Annotated in this window: 22 protein-coding genes; 17 read left to right on the top strand and 5 right to left on the bottom strand. The window is 62.5% G+C overall.

Annotated elements, in window-relative coordinates; translation table 11 throughout:
- The first annotated feature begins 75 nt into the window (after nt 1-75).
- From pstC to phoB, 5 genes are read left to right on the top strand one after another with little or no spacing between them, the layout of a single operon-like run.
- Nucleotides 76-1458, top strand: a complete 1383-nt coding sequence (pstC, locus tag AAG799_RS02185) for a phosphate ABC transporter permease subunit PstC (protein WP_341894150.1) — start codon at nt 76-78, stop codon at nt 1456-1458.
- A gap of 58 nt (nt 1459-1516) precedes the next feature.
- The gene (gene pstA, locus AAG799_RS02180; RefSeq protein ID WP_341894149.1) at nt 1517-2785 is read left to right on the top strand and encodes a phosphate ABC transporter permease PstA; all 1269 of its coding nucleotides are present in this window, start codon (nt 1517-1519) and stop codon (nt 2783-2785) included.
- Nucleotides 2786-2832: 47 nt separating this feature from the next.
- Nucleotides 2833-3630 carry a phosphate ABC transporter ATP-binding protein PstB gene (gene pstB, locus AAG799_RS02175; protein ID WP_341894148.1) on the top strand — a complete coding sequence of 266 codons (798 nt, stop codon included), beginning with the start codon at nt 2833-2835 and terminating at the stop codon, nt 3628-3630.
- Nucleotides 3631-3649: 19 nt separating this feature from the next.
- The gene (phoU, locus tag AAG799_RS02170; protein ID WP_341894147.1) at nt 3650-4369 is read left to right on the top strand and encodes a phosphate signaling complex protein PhoU; all 720 of its coding nucleotides are present in this window, start codon (nt 3650-3652) and stop codon (nt 4367-4369) included.
- Complete coding sequence (gene phoB / locus AAG799_RS02165) at nt 4366-5085, top strand: phosphate regulon transcriptional regulator PhoB (protein WP_341894146.1); 720 nt, start codon at nt 4366-4368, stop codon at nt 5083-5085. The genes phoU and phoB overlap by 4 nt, the downstream gene beginning before the upstream one ends.
- A 71-nt stretch (nt 5086-5156) precedes the next feature.
- Here the strand turns inward: phoB and AAG799_RS02160 are convergent, their stop codons facing one another.
- Nucleotides 5157-5780, bottom strand: a complete 624-nt coding sequence (locus tag AAG799_RS02160; protein WP_341894145.1) for an ABC transporter substrate-binding protein — start codon at nt 5778-5780, stop codon at nt 5157-5159.
- Between the two features lie 178 nt (nt 5781-5958).
- Between AAG799_RS02160 and AAG799_RS02155 the strand changes: the two genes are divergently transcribed.
- The 6 genes from AAG799_RS02155 to AAG799_RS02130 are packed head-to-tail and all read left to right on the top strand — an operon-like array spanning nt 5959 to nt 12781.
- Nucleotides 5959-6954, top strand: coding sequence for a metalloregulator ArsR/SmtB family transcription factor (locus tag AAG799_RS02155; RefSeq protein ID WP_341894144.1), 996 nt, complete (start codon nt 5959-5961; stop codon nt 6952-6954).
- Nucleotides 6951-7865 (top strand): methylenetetrahydrofolate reductase [NAD(P)H], encoded by a 915-nt coding sequence (gene metF, locus AAG799_RS02150; RefSeq protein ID WP_341894143.1) that lies wholly within the window; start codon nt 6951-6953, stop codon nt 7863-7865. Before AAG799_RS02155 ends, metF begins: the two co-directional genes overlap by 4 nt.
- A gap of 11 nt (nt 7866-7876) precedes the next feature.
- Complete coding sequence (locus AAG799_RS02145; RefSeq protein ID WP_341894142.1) at nt 7877-8956, top strand: homocysteine S-methyltransferase family protein; 1080 nt, start codon at nt 7877-7879, stop codon at nt 8954-8956.
- Between the two features lie 17 nt (nt 8957-8973).
- Nucleotides 8974-11670, top strand: coding sequence for a methionine synthase (metH, locus tag AAG799_RS02140; RefSeq protein ID WP_341894141.1), 2697 nt, complete (start codon nt 8974-8976; stop codon nt 11668-11670).
- Nucleotides 11667-12125, top strand: a complete 459-nt coding sequence (locus tag AAG799_RS02135; RefSeq protein WP_341894140.1) for a GNAT family N-acetyltransferase — start codon at nt 11667-11669, stop codon at nt 12123-12125. The genes metH and AAG799_RS02135 overlap by 4 nt, the downstream gene beginning before the upstream one ends.
- Before the next feature lie 5 nt (nt 12126-12130).
- Complete coding sequence (locus AAG799_RS02130) at nt 12131-12781, top strand: hypothetical protein (RefSeq protein WP_341894139.1); 651 nt, start codon at nt 12131-12133, stop codon at nt 12779-12781.
- Between the two features lie 6 nt (nt 12782-12787).
- On the opposite strand, the gene AAG799_RS02125 is transcribed toward AAG799_RS02130, so the two are convergent.
- Genes AAG799_RS02125 through AAG799_RS02115 form a run of 3 tightly spaced genes read right to left on the bottom strand, consistent with a single transcriptional unit; the run spans nt 12788 to nt 15184 of the window.
- A complete protein-coding gene (locus AAG799_RS02125) occupies nt 12788-13543 on the bottom strand; it encodes an SDR family oxidoreductase (protein ID WP_341894138.1) in 756 nt (251 codons plus the stop codon).
- On the bottom strand, nt 13537-14217 hold the full coding sequence (locus AAG799_RS02120; protein WP_341894137.1) for an SDR family oxidoreductase: 681 nt from the start codon (nt 14215-14217) through the stop codon (nt 13537-13539). Before AAG799_RS02120 ends, AAG799_RS02125 begins: the two co-directional genes overlap by 7 nt.
- A gap of 10 nt (nt 14218-14227) precedes the next feature.
- Nucleotides 14228-15184, bottom strand: a complete 957-nt coding sequence (locus AAG799_RS02115) for a hypothetical protein (protein ID WP_341894136.1) — start codon at nt 15182-15184, stop codon at nt 14228-14230.
- A gap of 203 nt (nt 15185-15387) precedes the next feature.
- On the opposite strand from AAG799_RS02115, the gene AAG799_RS02110 reads away from it, so the two are divergent.
- The 6 genes from AAG799_RS02110 (at nt 15388) to AAG799_RS02085 (ending at nt 20176) form a co-directional block, all read left to right on the top strand.
- The gene (locus AAG799_RS02110; RefSeq protein ID WP_341894135.1) at nt 15388-15735 is read left to right on the top strand and encodes a metalloregulator ArsR/SmtB family transcription factor; all 348 of its coding nucleotides are present in this window, start codon (nt 15388-15390) and stop codon (nt 15733-15735) included.
- 2 nt (nt 15736-15737) lie between these two features.
- Complete coding sequence (locus AAG799_RS02105; protein ID WP_341894134.1) at nt 15738-16409, top strand: cation transporter; 672 nt, start codon at nt 15738-15740, stop codon at nt 16407-16409.
- A gap of 155 nt (nt 16410-16564) precedes the next feature.
- Entirely contained in the window at nt 16565-17365 is an 801-nt protein-coding gene (locus AAG799_RS02100) for a TerC family protein (RefSeq protein ID WP_341894133.1), read from the top strand.
- A 198-nt stretch (nt 17366-17563) separates the two neighbouring features.
- A complete protein-coding gene (locus AAG799_RS02095; protein ID WP_341894204.1) occupies nt 17564-18577 on the top strand; it encodes a TerC family protein in 1014 nt (337 codons plus the stop codon).
- Between the two features lie 82 nt (nt 18578-18659).
- Nucleotides 18660-19274, top strand: a complete 615-nt coding sequence (locus AAG799_RS02090) for an exopolysaccharide biosynthesis protein (RefSeq protein WP_341894132.1) — start codon at nt 18660-18662, stop codon at nt 19272-19274.
- A gap of 2 nt (nt 19275-19276) precedes the next feature.
- Nucleotides 19277-20176, top strand: coding sequence for a diacylglycerol kinase family protein (locus tag AAG799_RS02085; RefSeq protein WP_341894131.1), 900 nt, complete (start codon nt 19277-19279; stop codon nt 20174-20176).
- Here the strand turns inward: AAG799_RS02085 and AAG799_RS02080 are convergent.
- Nucleotides 20173-21342 (bottom strand): acyl-CoA dehydrogenase family protein (locus tag AAG799_RS02080; RefSeq protein ID WP_341894130.1); only part of this gene is annotated, 1170 nt, incomplete at its 5' end. The genes AAG799_RS02085 and AAG799_RS02080 overlap by 4 nt on opposite strands.

Here is a 21342-nt window from a genome sequence, read left to right as displayed (position 1 = left end):
ATGTTCCGGCCGCCGGATCTTTTCGTCACGTTCTGATTCGCATTCATATTCGCTGAATTTTCGCCGGGGAAGACGATGTCATTGTCGCTGCTGCTTCTGGTTCTGCTCGGCCTGACCATCGTCGGCTACTACCTCGGCAAGTCGCGGGCCATGGCCTCCGCGAGCGGCAAAATCCGCAACCTGCATTCCCTGCCGATGTTTTATGGCTGGTATGTCGTGATCTGGTGCGGCCTGCCCGCGCTGCTGTTGTTCGGCATCTGGATCGCCTTCGAGGATGCGCTGGTGCGCAGCCTGGTGATCAGCGAATTGCCCGAGGCAATCCGCCGGCTGCCGGCAGACCAGCTTGGCCTGGTGATTTCCGATATCCGCAACATGGCCTATGGCAATATCCCGCTCGACAAGGCCGATGCCACGCTGCGTCCGATCATCGAGCATTACATCAGCCTGCGCCAGCTTGGCACCACCGCGCTTTGGGTGATCGCTCTGGCGCTGGGCATCGCCGGCCTGCTGTATGGCCGCAGCCGCATCACGCCGGATTTCCGCGCTCGCAACCGCGTTGAACGGATTGCCAATGTGCTGCTGATTGTCAGTTCGACCATCGCGGTGCTGACGACGATCGGCATTGTGCTGTCGCTGGTGTTCGAGGCCTTGCGCTTCTTTTCATCGGTCAACCCTCTTGAATTCCTCTTCGGCCTCACCTGGTCGCCACAAACGGCCATCCGTGCCGATCAGGTCGGCTCGTCCGGCGCCTTCGGCGCGGTGCCGCTGTTTGCCGGCACGCTGCTGATCGCAGCCATTGCCATGATTGTCGCCGTGCCGGTCGGCCTGATGGCCGCCGTCTATATGGCCGAATATGCCGCGCCCAAAGTGCGTGCTTTTGCCAAGCCGGCTCTGGAAGTTCTCGCCGGCATTCCCACCGTGGTCTATGGTTTCTTTGCCGCCTTGACGGTGGCGCCCTTTATTCGCGATGCCGGTGAAAGCATCGGCCTCGCGGTGGCCTCACAGTCCGCGCTCGCCGCCGGCCTGGTGATGGGCATCATGATCATCCCCTTCGTCTCGTCTCTGTCAGATGACGTGATCAATGCCGTGCCGCAGAGCCTGCGTGATGGCTCCTACGGCCTCGGCGCCACGAAATCGGAAACCATCAAGCGCGTGATCCTGCCGGCGGCTCTGCCTGGTATTGCCGCATCGGTGATCCTGGCATTCAGCCGCGCGCTGGGCGAGACCATGATCGTGGTGATGGCGGCCGGCCTTGCGGCCAATCTGACGGCCAATCCATTTGCGGCCGTCACCACCGTCACCGTGCATATCGCCTCGCTGCTGGTCGGCGACCAGGAGTTCGACAGCCCCAAGACTCTGGCCGCCTTCGCGCTGGGTCTGGTGCTGTTCATTGTCACGCTCAGCCTCAACATCATTGCCCTGCGCATCGTCAAGAAATACCGGGAACAATATGACTGATATTCTGGCAGATACCGCTCCGCGCACAGCTCCGGCCGCTGTGGCACCCGGTGTTCATATGACCGACGAGGCGACCAGGCGTCTGCGCGCCCGCTATGCGTCTGAACATCGCTTCAAGATGATCGGCATGGCGGCGATCCTGTTCTCGGTGGCGGCACTTTGCCTGCTGCTGTTCACGATTGTTGGCGCCGGCTTCACCGCCTTTCAGCAGACCCATGTGCGGCTGGATCTGCAGCTGAGCGCCGAGCAGATCGCGCCGGTCGGTACCACCGACACCCGCAAGATCATGCAGGGCAACTACGGTGCCATCATTCTTGAGGCACTGCAGAAGAAATTCCCCGAGGTGCAGAGCCGCGGCGACCGTCGCCGTCTGCAGTCCCTGGTCAGTTCCGGTGCTGAATCGCAGGTGGGCCGCATGGTGGCTGCCGACCCCACGCTGATCGGTCAGAAAATCACCATCTGGTTGCCGACCGCATCGGATATCGATGTGTTCGTGAAAAAGCAGGTTGATACGACAGCCCCCGAAGAACAGCGGCGGGTCAAGGACAACCAGGTTCGCTGGATCGATACGCTCAAGGCCAGTGGCGATCTTGAGCTGCGCTTCAATACCCGCTTCTTCACCGGTGCCGATAGCCGTGAACCCGAACTGGTCGGTGTCTGGGGTGGCGTGGTCGGCTCATTCTATACCTTGCTGGTCACGCTGATCGTTGCCTTCCCGCTCGGCATCATGGCGGCGATCTACCTGGAGGAATTCGCCCCGAAGAACCGCTGGACCGAGGTGATCGAGGTCAACATCAACAATCTCGCCGCGGTTCCCTCCATCGTTTACGGTCTGCTCGGCCTTGCGGTCTTCATCGGCTTCTTCGGCATGCCGCGGTCGGCGCCGCTGGTGGGCGGCCTGGTGCTGGCGCTCATGAGCCTGCCTGTCATCATCATCGCTTCCCGCGCGGCGTTGCGCGCCGTACCGCCATCGATCCGCCAGGCCGCCATGGGACTGGGTGCCTCACCCCTGCAGGTGGTGCTGCACCATGTGCTGCCGCTGGCCATGCCGGGCATTCTCACCGGCACCATCATCGCCATGGCTCATGCGCTGGGTGAAACCGCGCCGCTGCTGATGATCGGTATGGTTGCCTTCATCGTCGATATCCCGGCCACCCCGATCGATGCTGCCACGGTTCTGCCGGTGCAGATCTTCATGTGGGCCGATAGTTCTGAGCGCGGCTTTGTCGAAAAAACCTCGGCGGCGATCATCGTGCTGCTGGTTTTCCTGCTGCTGATGAATCTGGCCGCCATCCTGCTGCGCAAGAAATTCGAGCGTCGCTGGTAGGCGATACACGCTGATCAATCCTTCCCCGGAGCCCATAAGGACTTCCCATGCAGAATGGTACGCATAACGATCTCCGTCAGTCTGAGATCGAAATTAAGATGGTCGCGCGCAAGGTTGGCGTCTTCTATGGCGAGAAGCAGGCCCTGAAGGATGTCGACCTTGATATCCCGGCCCGCGCCGTCACCGCGTTGATCGGTCCGTCCGGCTGCGGCAAGTCGACTTTCCTGCGCTGCCTGAACCGGATGAATGACACCATCCGCGACTGCCGCGTGATCGGTGATATCCAGCTCGATGCGCTCGATGTCTACGATGCCAAGGTTGACGTCGTGCAGTTGCGCGCCCGCGTCGGCATGGTGTTCCAGAAGCCCAATCCCTTCCCGAAGTCGATCTATGAGAATGTTGCCTATGGGCCGCGCATTCATGGTTTGGCTGAGAACAACGAGCATCTCGACCATATCGTCGAAACGTCGCTGAAGCAGGCGGGCCTGTGGAAGGAAGTGGGCAACCGGCTGCAGGAATCAGGCACCAGCCTGTCCGGCGGCCAGCAGCAGCGGTTGTGCATCGCCCGCGCCATCGCGGTGTCGCCAGAAGTGATCCTGATGGACGAGCCCTGCTCGGCGCTGGATCCGATTGCCACGGCGCATATCGAAGAGCTGATGGATGAACTGCGCGAACAGTACACGATCGTCATCGTCACCCATTCGATGCAGCAGGCTGCCCGTGTATCGCAGCGCACCGCTTTCTTCCATCTGGGCAGCCTGGTCGAGACGGATGATACCAGGGTGATCTTCACCAACCCCAAGGATGAACGCACCCAGGGGTATATTACCGGTCGCTTCGGCTGATCAGAACGAGGACAGAATTATGCCGCAACATATCGTCCAGAGATACGACGACGAACTGAAGAAGCTCTCCACGCTCATCGTGCAGATGGGTGGGCTGGCAGAATCGCAGCTCGCCGCGGCGGTCGACGCGATCGTCAAGCGCGACAGCAGCCTGGCTGAGGAAGTGGTGCATGGCGATGTCAAGATCGATGCCCTGCGCAACCAGGTTGACGACTTCGCCATCGAGATGCTGGCGCGTCGCCAGCCGATGGCCGCCGATCTGCGCGTGATCGTTGCCGCGCTGCGCATCTCGTCCGAGATCGAGCGCATCGGCGATTACGCCAAGAACGTGGCCAAACGCGCCGTCGCGCTGAACCAGGCGCCGCTGGTGCGGCCGGTGCACGCGATCCCGCGCATGGCCGCCCTGGTGCAGGCCCTGATCAAGGACACGCTGGATGCCTATATCACCGATGATGCCGCCAAGGCCGATGCGGTCTGGGCGCGCGACGAAGAGGTGGATGACCTCTATACCAGCCTGTTCCGCGAGCTGCTGACCTACATGATGGAAGATCCACGCTCGATCACGCCCTGCACGCATCTGCTGTTCATTGCCAAGAACATTGAGCGTATCGGTGATCATGCCACCAATATCGCCGAGCTGATTCACTATACGGTTCTGGGCGAGATGCCGAAGGAAGATCGCCCGAAAGGGGATGACACCGCCTATGCGGTGGTGAATGCCCCGGGAGGCCCGCGATGAATATCACAGTCAAGCCGCGCGTCCTCGTGATCGAGGACGAGGCGGCGCTGCTGGCGCTGCTGCGGTATAATCTCGAAAAGGAAAACTACACCGTCGACGAGGCGATGGATGGCGAGCAGGCCCTGCTGAAAGTGGCTGAGCATATGCCGGATCTCATCCTGCTCGACTGGATGCTGCCGCGCCTGTCCGGCCTTGAGGTTTGCCGCCAGCTGCGGCGTGATCCCAATGCCCGCAACGTGCCGATCATCATGCTGACGGCGCGCGGCGAGGAAGCCGACCGCGTGCGTGGCCTCGATGCCGGTGCCGATGACTATATCGCCAAGCCGTTTTCGCCCAGCGAGTTGCTGGCGCGTATTCGCGCGGTGCTGCGTCGCATCCGTCCGGCCCTGGCCGAGGAAGTCCTGACCTATGGCGGCCTGGTGATGGATGTCGCCACACACAAGGTGACCCGCAATGGCCGTGACATCCATCTCGGCCCCACCGAGTTCCGTCTGTTGCGGTATTTCCTGGAGCATCCCGGCCGGGTGCTGTCGCGCGACCAGTTGCTGGATGCAGTCTGGGGCCGCGACATCTATGTCGAGCAGCGCACCGTCGATGTGCATATCCGTCGCCTGCGCAAGGCGCTGAATGGCGATTCCGAGGCGGATGTGATCCGCACCGTGCGCTCGGCCGGCTATGCGCTGGAGCTGACGGCCACGCCAGCCATGAGCGCCTGACCGGACTGCCACGATAAAAAAAAGGCCGGCCGTTTCGCGACGGCCGGCCTTTTGTGTTGCTGTGCTGCGGCCTAGCGGCGGCCGGCAATCTGTTTTTTCATCGCGGCGAACAAGGCATCGATCTTGCCGCCGTTATTCTGGATCACCGATTCAAACTGCTGGCGCTGCGTGAAGGCCATAGACACGCCTTCGACCACCACATCGGTGACCAGCGGCTTGCCGTCCTTGTGATGGGTTTTCCATTCGACGCGGATCGGCGGGCCGCTCGGGCGGTTGATCTGCGATTCTACGATCGACTCGCTACCGGCGGCGCGGGTGCCATCGCGCACCTCCAGCGTCTCGCCGTTATATTGCGACAGCAGCTGCGAATAGACCTTCACCAGATACTCCTGGAACAGCTGGTCATATTCCTTTTTCTGCTCGTCGGTGAGGCCGCGACCGTAGCGGCCGAGGCAGAAGCGACCAACGGCATCGAGATCCAGATGGGTGGTCAGCAGGGTGCGGACGAGGCCTTCGCGCTTCTCGGTGGTCAGCGAGCGATCGCCCAGGGCCTTCAGGGTGTCGCCACCGACCTCGCGGACGAATTGGTCCGGCGGTGTTGCGGCCTGTGTAGGCTGGATCGCGCCCGGCAGGCTGAGGGCCAGAGCGGCCAGGACAGTGAACAGGAAACGGCGAGGCAAGAGGGCAGCGAGCATGGGGGCACAACCGTGAAAGCTTGGCGGTTAAAGCTAGGAGATACCTGATCTTTTAGGTCGACAATAAGGCCTTAACGAGGCGAATACATATCGCGGCTGTCGGGGGATCGCCATGATTCTTTTTGAGCCGGTGTTTAAGCTCTACACAAATACATAAAGATATGTTTATATCTGCCGCATGAGCGTCGAGCCAAGTTTCACCCTGGATATCCTGATGGCCGCCCTGCGGGCTGCGGCCGAGCCGACCCGGTTGCGCCTGCTGGCCCTGTGTGCCGAGGGCGAACTGACCGTGTCTGAACTGACCCAGATTCTGGGCCAGAGCCAACCGCGTGTGTCCCGCCACCTGAAATTGCTCTGTGAGGCCGGGCTGCTCGAGCGTGTGCCAGAAGGCACCTGGGCATTTTACCGGGTCGGCGACCGGTTGGCCGGGGCGCCGCTGGTGCGGGCGCTCGCCACCCTGTTGCCGGCCAGCGATGCCACGCTGGCGCGCGATGCCGAACGGCTGGTGGCCGTGAAGCGCGCCCGTGCCGATGCCGCCGAGCGCTATTTCCGCGACAATGCCGCGCATTGGTCGGCGATCCGCTCGCTTCATATCGACGAGGCCCAGGTCGAGGCCACCGTGCTGAAGCTGCTGGGTGATGCGACCCCGATCGACGACCTGCTCGATATCGGCACTGGCACCGGCCGGCTGCTGGAAATCCTGTCGCCCAGGGTCAAGCGTGGCCTGGGCGTCGATATGAGCCGCGATATGCTCAGCATCGCGCGCAGCAATCTGGAACGCGCCGGCATCAAGCATTGCCAGGTGCGCCAGGCCGACATGTATGCCCTGCCGCTGGATAGTGGCAGCGTCGATGCCGCAGTGATCCACCAGGTGCTGCATTTCGCCGATGAACCGCAGAAGGTGATCCAGGAAGCAGCCCGGGTGCTGAAACCGCATGGTCGTCTGGTGATCGTCGATTTCGCCCCGCACGATCTGGAAGATTTGCGCGCCCGTCATGCCCATCGCCGGCTTGGCTTTGCCGATGCCGAGTTGCGCCACTGGTGCGCCGCCGCCGGTCTCGATCTCGACCCGGTCACGGCCCTGCCGGGCCAGCCGCTCACCGTGCATGTCTGGCGTGCCGTCAAGCGTGGCAATGCCATTCAGAATTCTCAGCAGAAGAGTGCCGCCGAATGACGCTCCCCGATAGCAATGCCCATGCCGCCCGCCGCTCGGGCCCGCTGAAAGTGTCATTTGAATTCTTCCCGCCGAAGACGGTGGAGATGGAAGAGAGCCTGTGGCGCAGCGTCACCCGCCTGGCCCCGCTCGAGCCGCGTTTTGTCTCGGTAACCTATGGTGCCGGCGGTTCCACCCGCGAGCGCACGCATAACACCGTGGTCCGCATCCTCAACGAAACCGGCCTGAAGCCGGCGGCGCATCTCACCTGCGTCGGCGCCTCGAAGGGCGAAGTGGACGAGGTCGCCCAGCATTACTGGCAGGCCGGCATCCGCCATATCGTGGCGCTGCGCGGCGACCCGCAGGAAGGCACCGGCGGTTTCGCGCCGCATCCGCAAGGCTATGCCAATTCCACCGATCTGATTGCCGGCCTGAAGAAGATCGGCGATTTCGAGATCAGCGTCGGCTGCTACCCCGAAGGCCATCCCGATACGACATCGCCGCGCGTCGAGTTGGAACATCTCAAGCGCAAGGTCGATGCCGGTGCCACCCGCTGCGTTACCCAGTATTTCTTCGACACCGATGTGTATTTCCGCTTCCTCGAACGCGCCCGTTCGGCCGGTATCACGGTGCCGATCGTGCCGGGCATCCTGCCGGTGACCAATTTCCGCCAGGTGGTGAAATTCTCGGCCGCCTGCGGCGCCAGCGTGCCGGCCTGGATGGCTGACCAGTTTGATGGTCTCGACAATGACGCCGAGACGCGGCGCATGGTGGCGGCGCATCTGGCTGCTGAACAGTGCCGCCGGCTTCTCGCCGCCGGCATCGACGAGTTCCATTTCTACACACTCAACCGCGCCGATCTCACCTATGCGATCTGCCATGTCCTGGGTGTGCGGCCGAAGCCGAGCATCACCGGCGAAGCCGCTGCGTAAGGAGTATGTCGATGACCACGCTTGAGGAGCGCCAGACACGTCGTGCGCTGCTGGCCAAGACGGCGAAAGAACGCATCCTGGTGCTGGATGGCGCCATGGGCACCATGCTGCAGCGTCGCAAGCTGACCGAGGCCGATTATCGCGGCGACCGTTTCAAGGGTGCCAACAGCGACCTCAAGGGCAATCACGATGTTCTGAACCTGACGCGGCCCGATGTGATCCTTGCCGTATACAAGGAATATCTCGATGCCGATGCCGATATCATCGAGACCAACACCTTCAGCGGCACCTGGATCAGCCAGGCTGACTACCATCTTGAATCCGCCGTGCATGACATCAATCGCGAGGGCGCCCGGCTGGCGCGGTTGGCGGCGGATGAATACACTGCAAAAGATCCGTCCAAGCCGCGTTTTGTTGCCGGCGCCATGGGGCCGACCAACCGCACGGCCTCGCTCTCACCCGATGTTAACCGTCCGGATTTCCGCAACATCACCTTCGATGAGCTGAAGGATGCCTATAAGGAACAGGCGCGTGGCCTGATCGAAGGGGGCGCCGATCTGCTGCTGATCGAAACTGTGTTTGACACGTTGAATGCCAAGGCTGCCGCCTTCGGCGTCTACGAGCTGTTCGACGAACTGGGCGAGGAATGGCCCATCATGATCTCGGGCACCATCACCGACCTGTCCGGCCGCACGCTGTCGGGGCAGACCACCGAGGCCTTCTGGAACAGCCTGCGTCACACCAAGCCGTTTTCGGTCGGCCTCAACTGCGCCTTCGGTGCCGAGCAGATGCGTGCCTATATTGCCGAATTGAGCCGCGTCGCCGATGTGCCGGTCAGCGCCTATCCCAATGCCGGATTGCCGAATCAGTTTGGTGAATATGATGAAGCGCCACATACCACCGCCGCGCATCTGCGCGAATGGGCGCAGTCGGGCCTGGTCAATATCGTCGGCGGTTGCTGCGGCACCACGCCGGAGCATATCAAGGCGATTGCCGACAGCGTGAAAGGTATCAAGCCGCGCCGCATTCCGACCATTCCGCCGCAGCTGCGCCTGAGCGGCCTTGAGCCTTTTGCCGTGCCTGCCGCATGACCAGGAAAGAGTCTGACATGTCCGATCTGAAGGAACGCGGCTTCAACGGCCCGGTCTTCATCAATATCGGCGAGCGTACCAACGTCACCGGCTCGGCCAAATTCCGCAAGCTGATCCTGAACGGCGATTTCGACGCCGCGCTCACGGTCGCGCGCCAGCAGGTGGAAAGTGGTGCCCAGATCATCGACGTCAACATGGACGAGGGCATGCTCGACTCCAAGGCGGCGATGGTAAAATACCTCAACCTGATTGCATCCGAGCCCGATATCTCGCGTGTGCCGATCATGATCGACAGCTCGAAATGGGAGATCATCGAGGCCGGCCTGAAATGCGTGCAGGGCAAGGCCATCGTCAACTCGATCAGCATGAAGGAGGGTGAAGACGCCTTTCTCACCCAGGCCCGCAAGGTGCGCCGCTATGGCGCTGCCGTCGTGGTGATGGCGTTTGACGAACAGGGCCAGGCCGATACAGCCGACCGAAAATTTGAGATCTGCGCCCGCGCCTACAAGCTGCTGACCGAGCAGATCGGTTTCCCGCCGGAAGACATCATTTTTGACCCGAATATCTTCGCCGTCGCTACCGGCATCGAGGAGCACAACAATTACGCGGTCGAATTCTTTGAGGGCGCGAAACGCATCCGTGAAAACCTGCCGCATTGCCATATTTCCGGCGGTGTCTCGAACGTGTCGTTCTCCTTCCGTGGCAACGAACAGGTCCGCGAGGCGATGCATGCCGTCTTCCTGTATTACGGCATGCAGAACGGCATGGACATGGGCATCGTCAATGCCGGCCAGTTGCCGGTCTATGAGGATATTCCGGCCGAGCTGCGCGAGCGCGTGGAAGACGTTTTGCTCAACCGCCGCCCGGATGCCACCGAGCGTATGTTGGAAATCGCCGAGCGCTTCAAGGGCGGTGCGCGGTCGCAGGAAATCGACATGTCCTGGCGCGAAAAGGAAGTGCGCGCCCGTCTGACCCATGCCCTGGTGCATGGCATTACCGATTTCATCGATCAGGATACCGAAGAGGCGCGCCATATCGTCAGCCGCCCGCTCGATGTGATCGAAGGCCCGCTGATGGACGGCATGAACGTGGTTGGCGACCTGTTCGGTTCTGGCAAGATGTTCCTGCCGCAGGTGGTGAAATCCGCCCGTGTGATGAAAAAGGCGGTGGCCTACCTGCTGCCCTTCATCGAAGCCGAAAAGAATGCCGGCCCGGCCAAGACCAATGGCAAGGTGCTGATGGCCACGGTGAAGGGCGATGTGCACGATATCGGCAAGAACATCGTCGGCGTCGTGCTCCAGTGCAACAATTACGAGGTGATCGATCTCGGTGTCATGGTGTCCTGCGCCCGCATCCTGGACGAAGCCAAGAAACAGAAGGTTGATATCATCGGCCTCAGCGGTCTGATTACGCCCAGCCTGGATGAAATGTGCTATGTCGCCAGCGAGATGCAGCGGGAAGGCCTGAACCTGCCGCTGCTGATCGGCGGCGCCACCACGTCGAAGGTACATACTGCGGTCAAAATCGCGCCGAACTACAAGGGCCCGGTGGTCTATGTCACCGACGCCTCGCGCGCGGTCGGCGTAGCCGGCAAGCTGGTCTCGACCAGTGATCGCCCTGTCTATGCCGGCGAGATTGCAAACGAATACCAGAGGATCCGCGACATCCATGCCCGCGAGCGCAACACTGGTCCGCGCCAGAGCATTGCCGATGCCCGCCGCAACAAGACAAAGATCGACTGGAATGGCTACGCGCCGCCGCGTCCGGGTTTCCTGGGTGTGAAGGTATTCGAGGATTATCCGATCTCAGAGCTGGTCGAGCGCATCGACTGGACGCCCTTCTTCTCGTCCTGGGAGTTGCGCGGCAAATATCCCGATATCCTGAAAGACCCTGTGGTGGGCGAGGCGGCCAGCAACCTGTTCAAGGATGCGCAGGCGATGCTCAAGCGCATCGTCGAGGAAAAGCCGATCCGGGCCTCTGCGGTGATCGGCTTCTGGCCGGCAGCGCAGATCGACGATGACGACATCGCCCTCTATGCCGATGAGGCGCAGGGCGAGGAGGTGGCGCGGCTGCATATGCTGCGCCAGCAGATGAAGCGCGACCGCGACCGGGCGAATATCTCGCTGGCCGATTTCGTCGCGCCGAAGGAATCCGGCCTGGCCGACTATGTCGGCGCCTTCGCCGTTACGGCCGGTATCGGACTGGACGAGTGGATCAAGCGTGAATTCACCACCAGGCAGGATGATTATTCCGGTATCCTGGCGCAGGCCCTGGCTGATCGCCTGGCCGAAGCCTTTGCCGAGCGCATGCATGAACGCGTGCGCAAGGAATTCTGGGGCTATGCGGCGGACGAGACGCTGGGCAACGACGCGCTGATCGCCGAGGACTATCGCGGCATCCGCCCGGCGCCGGGTTATCCGGCCTGTCCCGACCATACCGAGAAGGCGACGCTGTTCCGCCTGCTCGACGCCACCGCGAAGGCCGGCATCACGCTGACCGAGAGTTTTGCCATGTGGCCGTCGGCCGCGGTCAGCGGCTGGTATTTCAGCCACCCGCAGGCGGAGTATTTCGGCATCGGTCGCATCGAGCGCGACCAGGTGGCGGATTACGCCAGGCGCAAGGATATGGATCTCGCCACCATGGAACGCTGGCTGGCGCCCAATCTGGCCTATGATCCGGCCCGGGAGAATGCCGCCGCCGAGGCCGCCGAGTGAGCCTGCAGTTCAGACTGGCCACCGCGGCCGACCTGCCCGAGATCGTGCGCCTGCTGGCTGACGATCATCTGGGCGGTGGCCGTGAGCGCCATACCGATCCGTTGCCGCCTGAATACGGCATCGCCTTTGCCGGCCTGCAGCGTATCGGCGCCGAGGTGATTCTGGCGCTGAACGACGCCGGCGCCATCATCGGCTGCCTTCAGTTATTGATTCTTCCCGGTCTCGGCAGCCTGGGCAAGCAGCGCGCCCAGATCGAGGCGGTGCGGATCGAGAGCAGCCTGCGCGGCAAGGGCCTCGGCTCTGACCTGATCCGCCATGCTGTCGCACGCGCGAAGGAGAAGGGGTGCAAGATGGTGCAGCTGACCTCCGACAACAGCCGGCAGGGCGCACACCGTCTTTATGAACGGCTCGGATTCAAGGCCAGCCATGTCGGCATGAAGCTGTATCTGGAGTGAGAGGCGTGACGTATACCCGCAGCACACCCAGCCCGCGCTATACCCAGCTTGTCGATTTTTACAAGCAGATGCATGACGCAGGCACCGGAAAGCTTCAGGCGAGCGAGACCTTCGATGGTGCCAGCCTGGCGCCGCATATTGCCCGCATCCGCATGGTCATCGGGGAGTTCCGTTCCAAAACCCTGCTGGACTATGGCTCGGGCAAGGGCAGTTACTACCAGAAAAAATCCTTTCCGGTTGCGGGCAGCAAAAAACTTGGCTCGTTGCAGCAATACTGGGGCCTGCAGCGCCTGCATCTCTACGATCCGGGTTATCCGCCGCTGGCGACCCTGCCGAACGAAGTGTTCGACGGTGTGATCTGCACCGATGTGATGGAGCATATCCCGGAAGAGGATATGGACTGGGTGGTGGACGAACTGCTCGGCTACGGCCGTCACTTCGTCTATGCCTGCATCGCGCTATACCCGGCGGAGAAGACATTCCCCGATGGCAGCAATGTGCATGTCACCCTCAAGAATCCGAAATGGTGGGTCGAATGCTGGGAGCGGCGGCGCCAGGCGATGCTGGAGCGCACAGGCAAGGCGCCGCACTATTATCTGATCTTCTTTGCTAGCGCGGGTGATGGCAATCCGCTCGCGCTGACCTCGAAACGCTGAACGGCTTCAGCGGCCGCCGGCGACATCCAGCAGCGCGCCGTTGACATAGCTGCTGGCATCGTCCAGCAGCCAGATGATCGCTTCCGCCACTTCTTCCGCTGTTCCGGCCCGGCCCAGCGGTGCGGTCTTGCCCAGGCGCTCGGCACGGTCCGGCTCGCCGGCACTGGCATGGATGTCGGTCTCGATGATGCCCGGCCGCACCGCGTTGACGCGGATGCCCTCCGGACCCAGCTCCTTCGACAGGCCGAGCGTCAGCGTATCGATCGCGCCTTTCGAGGTGGCATAATCGACAAACAGGTTCGGCGAGCCCAGCCGCGCCGCCACCGATGACAGGTTGACGATGCCGCCGCCCTTGCCGCCTCGCCGCGTCGACAGCCGCCGTGCCGCTTCGCGGGCGCAGAGCACGCTGCCGAGAATGTTGGTGTCGAACAGGCGCTTCAGACGTTCCAGCGGCATGTCGGCCAGATCGGCGGTCGGCGCTACCACGCCGGCATTGTTGACCAGGCCATCCAGTTTGCCGAAAGCCTTCTCGGTGGCGTCGAACATGGCGATCACGTCGGCCTCGATGGCGACGTCGCCCTTGATCGCGATGGCGAGCCCGCCGGCTTTGTGCACGGCCAGCACGGTATCCTGCGCGGCCTTTTCGTTAGCGGCATAGTTCACGCCGACCGACCAGCCACGCCGGCCGGCCAGGATAGCGACGGCGCGGCCGATGCCGCGGCTGCCGCCGGTGACCAGGATCGTCTTTTCTGTGCTCACCATGGAATCTCGCTGCCGTCGTAGTTGAAGAATTTCCCACTATCCTTGAGCGTCAGGCCGTCGATCACTTTTTTCAGTCCGGCGCCGCTGGTTGCCACATCGATATCGGCGCCGGCGCCCCCCATATCGGTCTTCACCCAGCCGGGATGCAGGGTGATGCAACTGATGCCGCTCGATTTCAGATCGAGTGCCAGATTGTGCATGCCGGCATTGATCGCGGCTTTCGAGGCGCGATAGGCATAGGCGCCACCGCCGCCGGCGGCGATCGAACCCATGCGGCTGGAGATGGTGGCGATCTTGGCTCCACCTTTCGCAGCCTTCAGATGCGGCAAAAAGGCGAGCGCCAGTTTCATCGGCGCCACGCTATTGACCTGCAGCACCTGCAGATAGGTGTCGAAATCGCTCACCGTCAGCGCGCCGTCGCGATGGCCATAGATGCCGGCATTGTTCAGCAGCAGGTCGACGGCCGTGCCCTGGTATTTCTGTGCCAGGGCATCGACGGCGGCATAGTCGGTCACCTCCAGCGCCTCGATGCTGACGCCCCGCACATCCTTAAGGGCGCTGGCGCTCTGTGGCTCGCGGCAGGTGGCGATGATGGTCCAGCCATCGGCGGCATAGCGTTTGGTCAGTTCCAGGCCGATGCCGCGATTGGCGCCAGTGATCAGCAGGGTGGGCATGGTTTGCTCCTTACACAGGACTCGCCGCGACGCGGCGATACAGCGGCCGCAGCAATCCGGGCAGCATATACATCGGCAGCTGGCCCATGGCGAAAAACACCACCATGTCGAACACCGCGCGGTCGGCCAGCGACACCATCACCAGGCCCATGTTGCAGTTGCCGGTGAGGATGCCGAGCGTCAATGCCGCGGCCTGCCCGAAGCGGAAGACAAAGCGGCCGACGGCATAGCCGAGCGCCTGCAAGGTCAGGTTGGCGATGAAGGCCGAGGCTGTTGCGAGCAGCACATAGCCCGGCTGCGCCATCAGCTTGACGGCGACCCCATCCATGATGGCGATGGCAAACAGCACCAGGGCCAGCACCGAGCTGCCATCCATCAGCCGCTGATTCTTTTTCAGCCAGCCCGGCGGCAGCTTCCAGTGCGCCAGCAGGGCGGCGGCAAAGGCGAAGCCGACCATCAGCGCCAGCCGCCCCATGAATTCGACCAGCGACATCTGCACTTCAATGTTGAGCAGCAACAATGCCAGCGGCGGCAGCGTGAAGGGCACCAGCGCGGTGGCGATCACCATGACGATGACGGCCAGCGCGGCATCCAGACCGAGGATCAGCGCAAAGGCCACCGTCGCCGTCACCGGCGGGGCGGCCGACATCAGCACGATGGCTTCCATCAGCGGGCGCGGCAGGCCGAGCGGCGCCAGCACGGCAAACATCAGCAGCGGGCAGACCAGCAGCAGGAAGATGATGATCGGCACGAACAGCAGCGGCCGTCGCGCATAGGCCTGGAAGGCGCTCCAGTCGAGCCGCATCAGCGACAGCGACAGTGGCAGCAGCAGGAAGACCACCAGCCCCGGCCGCAGCAGACTGGCCAGCGGCGGGATGGCGAGCCCGACCAGCACGCCGCCGAACAGGAATTTGGTGGCATGACGGCCCATGTAATCCAGCGGCCACCAGAGCAGGGTGCGGATCATGGGCGGAGTTTCCGGATAGGAGATGAGGGTGTTTCACGTGAAACATACCCGGAACATAGAGTCAGGCGAGGCATACGGATCATCATGAAACGGCTGTGGATTTATCGTTATATCCGAGCAGCATAGACCCGGGATGCGGGGCAGGCGAGGGCGGAATTGTCCTGCTTGACACTCAATGATCAAACATTTAAACAGATATTGAAATGTTTGACCTTAGCCATATCGAAGATGCCGAGGTGATTCAGCTGGCCGACATGTTCCGGCTGCTGGGTGATCCCTCACGCCTGCGCCTGGTGGTGGCGCTCTGCGCCGGGCCGAGCCCGGCCACCGCTGCCGCCCAAGCCGCGGGCCTGTCGCCGCAGCTTGCCAGCCATCATCTGCGACTGCTGAAGGCGGCGCGGCTGGTGCGCGGCATCCGGCGCGGCCGCCAGATTTATTACGACCTTGCCGACGACCATGTGCGCCACATGCTGGCCGACATGGCCGATCATGTCGCCGAGCCGCACAAGGATGACGCGGCGCTCGACGATACTCTCGAACACACGGTGTAATCATGGGTGCATCCTGTTCACATCATCACGATCATCATGGGCATGACCATCACGGCCATGATCATGACCACGGCAATGCCGCGCGTCCGGCGCTGTGGATCGCGCTGCTGCTGAATGCCGGCATGTTTGTCGTGGAGCTGGGCGGTGGCCTCAGCGCCGGCTCCACCGCGCTGCTCGCGGATTCGGCCGATTTCCTGGGCGATGCCGCCAATTATGGCCTCGCACTGGCCGTACTCTCGATGGCGCTGGTCTGGCGCGCCCGCGTCGCCCTGCTCAAGGGCATCACCATGGGCCTGTTCGGCCTCTGGGTCGCAGTCATGACCATCAATCATGCGCTCAGCGGCACGGTGCCCGAAGCCGCCACCATGGGCGTGATCGGCTTTGCCGCGCTTGCGGTGAATGTTCTGGTCACTGTGTTGCTCTATCGCTTCCGCAAGGGTGACAGCAACATGCGCGCGGTGTGGATCTGCAGCCGCAACGACGCGCTGGGCAACCTCGCCGTGATGGCGGCGGCCAGCGGCGTGTTCATGACCGACAACGCCTGGCCCGATCTGGCCGTGGCGGCCTTCATGGCCGCACTGGCACTCTGGGGCTCGGCCCAGGTGATCCTGCATGCGCGTCGCGAGCTGCGGCAGGATCAAGTGGCGGCGACGGTTCCCGGCACGGCTGATTGAGGGCGGGAGCATAAAATTCCCATAAACTAGTGCCTTGAAATTGCCGCAGTTTTGAGTAGATTGCAGCCCACGTCCGGGCCCCTCTGGCTGCCATGAACGGGATGGCAGTGATGTCGGACGGCTTTTCGCAAAAGCCCCCCGCCCAGGATATTATTATGGACCTCTCGGTTTTCCTTGAACCGGCAGCGCTGCTTGCGTTGGCCGGTCTTATTGCCCTCGAACTCGTCCTCGCGGTCGATAACCTGATCTTCATCACCATCCTCACCAGCCGTCTGCCGGAACATCAGCAGCCGCTCGGCCGCAAGCTCGGTCTGCTCGGTGCTGTCATCACCCGCGTCATGCTGCTGCTCTCGGCCGCCTGGCTCATCACGCTCACGGCGCCGTGGTTCACCGTGGCCGGTATCGAAATCTCCGGCCGCGACCTGGTACTGATCCTGGGTGGCCTGTTCCTGATCTGGAAGGCGACCATGGAAATCCATGAGCGCGTCACGCCGAAGGAAAGCGACGAGATGGAAGATGGCCCGGCGGTTGCAGGAGCGCCTGCGCCGCAGAAGAAGTATCCTGCTTTCTGGGCGATCATCGGCCAGATCGCCGTGCTGGATATCGTCTTTTCGCTCGACAGCGTGATCACCGCCATCGGTCTGGCTCGTCAGATCGAGATCATGGTCGCCGCTGTGTTGATTTCGGTTGCCATCATGGTGGCGCTGGCCGAGCCGCTCGCCCGCTTCGTGAAGAAGAACCCGAACATCGTCATGCTGGCACTGTCGTTCCTCGTCATGATCGGCATGGCCCTGGTGGCCGAAGGTTTCGACGTCGAGATCCCCAAGGTCATGATCTACGGCGCCATGGCTTTCTCGGTGGCGGTCGAGCTGCTGAACATGGCCTCGCGCCGTGCCAAACTCAGCAGCACCTATCGCGCGATCCGCGACCCCGAAGGCCGCAGCGAAGCCGACTGAGCAGAGTGGCTGGATAACAGCAGAAGAGGCGGGCCATTTGCCCGCCTCTTTTTTTGCCCACCGCCGGATTCCACCCTTGATCTGGACTGTTTGCCGCCTAAATGCATTTTCTGCATTCGGGCCCCTCTGGTTGCCGCATTCCGGACGGCAGCGATGTCGGATGCCATCGCCGCCATATTCCGGATACGGAACGCCAGCATGGACAGCATCCTCGCGGTCTCGACCGCATTTGTCTCAAGCGATTTTCTCGGTAAGCCTGTTTGGCTATGGGGCGCCTTTATGGCCCTTGTTGCAATTCTGCTTACCCTGGATCTAGGTGTGTTGCATCGCGAGCAACGCGACATCGGCGTCGCCGAAAGCCTTGCGCTCAGCGCTGGTTATATCGTCATCGCCTGCATCTTCGGCGGCTGGGTCTGGTGGCAGTATGGCGCCACCACCGGCATCGACTGGTATACCGGCTTCTTCGTCGAGAAGAGCCTGTCCCTCGACAATGTTTTCGTCATTGCCCTGATCTTTGGCTACTTTGCCATCCCGCGAGAATACCAGCATCGTGTTCTATTCTGGGGCATCCTGGGCGTAATCATACTGCGCGGGATCATGATCGCCCTTGGCGCCGCGCTGGTCAGCGAGTTCAGCTGGATTCTCTATGTCTTCGGGGCTTTCCTGGTGCTGACCGGCATCAAGATGCTGATGGCCTCCAGCAAACCGAAAGATCTGGCCGACAACCCGCTGCTCAAGCTGCTCAAACGCCATCTGCGCGTGACGCCCGGATTGCATGGCCAGCGCTTCTTCGTGCGGCAGCCCCGCGAGGCCGACGGTAAGCCGGTACTCTGGGCCACGCCGCTGTTTCTGGCGTTGGTCCTGGTCGAAGCCGCCGACCTGGTCTTCGCGGTCGATAGTGTGCCGGCGATTTTCGCAATCACCCAGGACCCCTTTGTCGTCTACACCAGTAATATCTTCGCCATTCTTGGTCTCCGGGCGCTGTACTTCGCGCTGGCGGCGATGATTCACCGGTTCCATTACCTGAAATATGCTCTGGCGGCGGTGCTGATCTTCATTGGAGGCAAGATCTTTCTGGTCAATATCATCGGCAAGATCCCGGCCGCCCTGTCGCTTGGTGTCACGCTCGGCCTGATCGCCACCGGCATTGTGGCCTCGCTGCTGTTGACCCGCCCGCAAAAGAAGAATCCCGTCGCCGTGACCGAGCCTTGATGGTGCTGCATGCCGCGCTTTTGCCCTATTCACCCAGCATGATGGCGGCATGAACAAGATGACACCCGGAAGTGCATCATCAATGCCGCGCCGTTCCAGTATTGCGAGCGATCTTGCCCGCCTGCGCCGGCACGGCCGTCGTGACGGCATGACAGTGGCAGCGGCAGGCGAAGTGGTGGCACAGCGATCCGCACCGCTGTTGCTGCTGTTTCTGGGGCTGCTGGGCTTCATCCCGTCACCGGGGTTGCCGCTCGGCATGATTACCGGCGTGCTGGTCATCTGTGTCGCTTTCGGCCTGTTACTGCGCCCGGACAATCCGCCGATCCCCGGCCTGCTGGGCCGTCGCCGCCTATCGGCCGCACTGCTGCACCGTTTCATGCGCTTTGCCATTCCTTTCGTCCGTCGCCTGGAGCGTCTGTTCCGCCCGCGCCTGACCTGGATGGTGAGTGGCCTTGGTGTTGCCATCGCCGCCATCGGCATCCTGATCCAGGGTATCGGGCTGGCGCTGCCATTGCCTTTCGGCAACCTGCCTTTCGCACTGGCTATCGTGCTGATCGCGCTCGGTCTGCTGACCCGCGACGGCCTGGGTGTCATGGCCGGTCATTTTGTCGGGATCGCCAGCACGGCCTTGTTCGTTACACTCGGGATCGGCCTGTTTCGGGCCGGCACGAATCTCTCGACCCTGCTGCCCTGGTAACCATGACCACGTCCATCGTCATCAACGCCGAATCCGGCACGGCACGCCAGTATGGCGCCGCGGCTCTGCGCGACCTGATCCACGCGGCGGCGGCCAAGGCCGGCCAGCCTGATGTCGATGTGCAACTGGTGGCGCCGGCGCAGCTGCCCAGGGCGCTGACCACTGCCGCACAGGGCAGCAAGGAAGTCTGGGTCGGGGGTGGCGATGGCACGTTGCGAGCGGCTGCGGAGTTGGCCATGAAGCGCGATATCGTGCTGGGTGTGCTGCCGCTTGGCACCATGAACCTGCTGGCCCGCGATCTGAACATTCCGCTGGAAATCGAAAATGCCGTGGCTGCGCTTTGCGCCGCCACCGTGACGGCCATCGATGTCGGGCGGGTGAACCAGAGCCTGTTCCTCAACAAGTCAGCGCTTGGCCTGTATCCGGAAATGGTGGTGGATCGCGAACGGCGCCGACGCCTGTTCGGCCTGAATAAATGGCCTGCCATGATCCGGTCCGCCTGGCGTGCGGTACGCCGTCATCGGATGATGGAAATCACGATCGATCACCATGGCCAGCGGTCCGAAATCCTGTCGCCGGCCATCGTGGTGGCGGTCGGCAGCTATGAATTCAATGCCGGTCGCCTGTTCAACCGCTCCGATCTGCAAAGCGGTGAACTGACCATCTATGTCAGCCACGAGAAAACCTGGCTCGGCTCGGCCAGTCAGCTCGCCAAGCTGTTCCTGGGCACATTGCAGAACGATCCGTCACTGCAGGTGATCAAGGCGCACAGTTTGAAAATCGATTTTCCCCGCACCAAACCGGTCGCCAATGACGGCGAGATCGACATGCTGAAAGGCCCGATCCGCTATGCCGTGGCGCCGCAGGCGCTCAAGGTGCGCATGCCGGTGGAGGCGACCTAAACCGGCAGCGCCCGATCGGCAATCGCGCGGGTATCGACGCCTTTCGGCAAGGTGCCGAAGGCATGGCCCCAGTCGCCGCCGAGCCGCGAGGCGCAGAAGGCGTCGGCCACGGCCGGTGTGGAATGGCGCACCAGCAGCGCACCCTGCAGTGTCACCATCATCTTCTCCACCACGCGCCGCGCGCGATGCTCGATCTCGCTCAGGTCGGCGAATTCGGTCTTCAGGCCGTTGATTGCCGCATCCAGTCGCTTGTCGTTGCCGCGTGCCGGGATCAGGTCGGCGAAATAGGCTTCCAGCCCGTCCGGGCTTTTCTGTATGGCGCGCAGCACATCCAGGCACATCACATTGCCCGAACCCTCCCAGATCGAATTGAGCGGGATTTCCTTGTACAGCATGCCGAGCGGGCCCTCGTCGACATAGCCGTTGCCGCCATGCACCTCCATGGCTTCGACCACGGCATTGGGCGCGCGCTTGCAGATCCAGTATTTGACCGCCGGCGTGCACAGCCGGCGGAAGGCGGCTTCCACCGGATCATCTTCCGCGCGATCGAACGCGCGCGCCAGCCGCAGCGCCAGTGCAGTGGCGGCCTCGGATTCAATCGCCAGGTCGGCGACCACATTGGTCATCAGCGGCTGGTCGATCAGGTGGCGCTGGAAGGCGCGGCGATGCGCCACGTGATGTAGCGCCTGCGCCACGGCACCGCGCAGCAGCCCGGTCGAACCCAGCGCGCAGTCGAGTCGCGTATAGGTGCCCATTTCAATGATCGTGGGCACGCCGCGGCCTTCCTCACCCAGCAGCCAGCCATGGGCATTGTGGAATTCCACCTCGGAGGAGGCATTCGACTTGTTGCCGACCTTGTCCTTCAGGCGCTGCACCTGCACGGCATTCTTGGTTCCGTCGGGCAGCCAGCGCGGCACGAAGAAACAGCTCAGGCCATGGGGCGACTGTGCCAGCACCAGATGCGCATCATTCTGCGGGCAGGAGAAAAACCACTTGTGGCCGTTGATGATGTATTCCTCGCCCGGACCGCCGGCACCGACGGGCTTTGCGACGGTCGTGTTGCTGCGCACATCCGAGCCGCCTTGCTTTTCGGTCATGCCCATGCCGATCAGGGCGCCGGTCTTCTGCGTCACCGGCCGGTTGCTGCCGTCATACTGTCGCGAATA

Origin of the sequence: Ferrovibrio terrae, assembly GCF_943371255.1 — a bacterium.
GTDB classification, from domain to species: Bacteria; Pseudomonadota; Alphaproteobacteria; order Ferrovibrionales; family Ferrovibrionaceae; genus Ferrovibrio; species Ferrovibrio terrae_B.
This window is presented reverse-complemented; position numbering and strand designations above follow the sequence as displayed.

Coding starts and splice junctions, on each gene's coding strand:
- pstC (WP_341894150.1), top strand. CDS start 76: ATGTCATTGTCGCTGCTGCTTCTGGTTCTGCTCGGCCTGACCATCGTC.
- pstA (WP_341894149.1), top strand. CDS start 1,517: ATGACCGACGAGGCGACCAGGCGTCTGCGCGCCCGCTATGCGTCTGAA.
- pstB (WP_341894148.1), top strand. CDS start 2,833: ATGCAGAATGGTACGCATAACGATCTCCGTCAGTCTGAGATCGAAATT.
- phoU (WP_341894147.1), top strand. CDS start 3,650: ATGCCGCAACATATCGTCCAGAGATACGACGACGAACTGAAGAAGCTC.
- phoB (WP_341894146.1), top strand. CDS start 4,366: ATGAATATCACAGTCAAGCCGCGCGTCCTCGTGATCGAGGACGAGGCG.
- AAG799_RS02160 (WP_341894145.1), bottom strand. CDS start 5,780: ATGCTCGCTGCCCTCTTGCCTCGCCGTTTCCTGTTCACTGTCCTGGCC.
- AAG799_RS02155 (WP_341894144.1), top strand. CDS start 5,959: ATGAGCGTCGAGCCAAGTTTCACCCTGGATATCCTGATGGCCGCCCTG.
- metF (WP_341894143.1), top strand. CDS start 6,951: ATGACGCTCCCCGATAGCAATGCCCATGCCGCCCGCCGCTCGGGCCCG.
- AAG799_RS02145 (WP_341894142.1), top strand. CDS start 7,877: ATGACCACGCTTGAGGAGCGCCAGACACGTCGTGCGCTGCTGGCCAAG.
- metH (WP_341894141.1), top strand. CDS start 8,974: ATGTCCGATCTGAAGGAACGCGGCTTCAACGGCCCGGTCTTCATCAAT.
- AAG799_RS02125 (WP_341894138.1), bottom strand. CDS start 13,543: ATGGTGAGCACAGAAAAGACGATCCTGGTCACCGGCGGCAGCCGCGGC.
- AAG799_RS02120 (WP_341894137.1), bottom strand. CDS start 14,217: ATGCCCACCCTGCTGATCACTGGCGCCAATCGCGGCATCGGCCTGGAA.
- AAG799_RS02115 (WP_341894136.1), bottom strand. CDS start 15,184: ATGATCCGCACCCTGCTCTGGTGGCCGCTGGATTACATGGGCCGTCAT.
- AAG799_RS02110 (WP_341894135.1), top strand. CDS start 15,388: ATGTTTGACCTTAGCCATATCGAAGATGCCGAGGTGATTCAGCTGGCC.
- AAG799_RS02105 (WP_341894134.1), top strand. CDS start 15,738: ATGGGTGCATCCTGTTCACATCATCACGATCATCATGGGCATGACCAT.
- AAG799_RS02100 (WP_341894133.1), top strand. CDS start 16,565: ATGGACCTCTCGGTTTTCCTTGAACCGGCAGCGCTGCTTGCGTTGGCC.
- AAG799_RS02095 (WP_341894204.1), top strand. CDS start 17,564: ATGGACAGCATCCTCGCGGTCTCGACCGCATTTGTCTCAAGCGATTTT.
- AAG799_RS02090 (WP_341894132.1), top strand. CDS start 18,660: ATGCCGCGCCGTTCCAGTATTGCGAGCGATCTTGCCCGCCTGCGCCGG.
- AAG799_RS02085 (WP_341894131.1), top strand. CDS start 19,277: ATGACCACGTCCATCGTCATCAACGCCGAATCCGGCACGGCACGCCAG.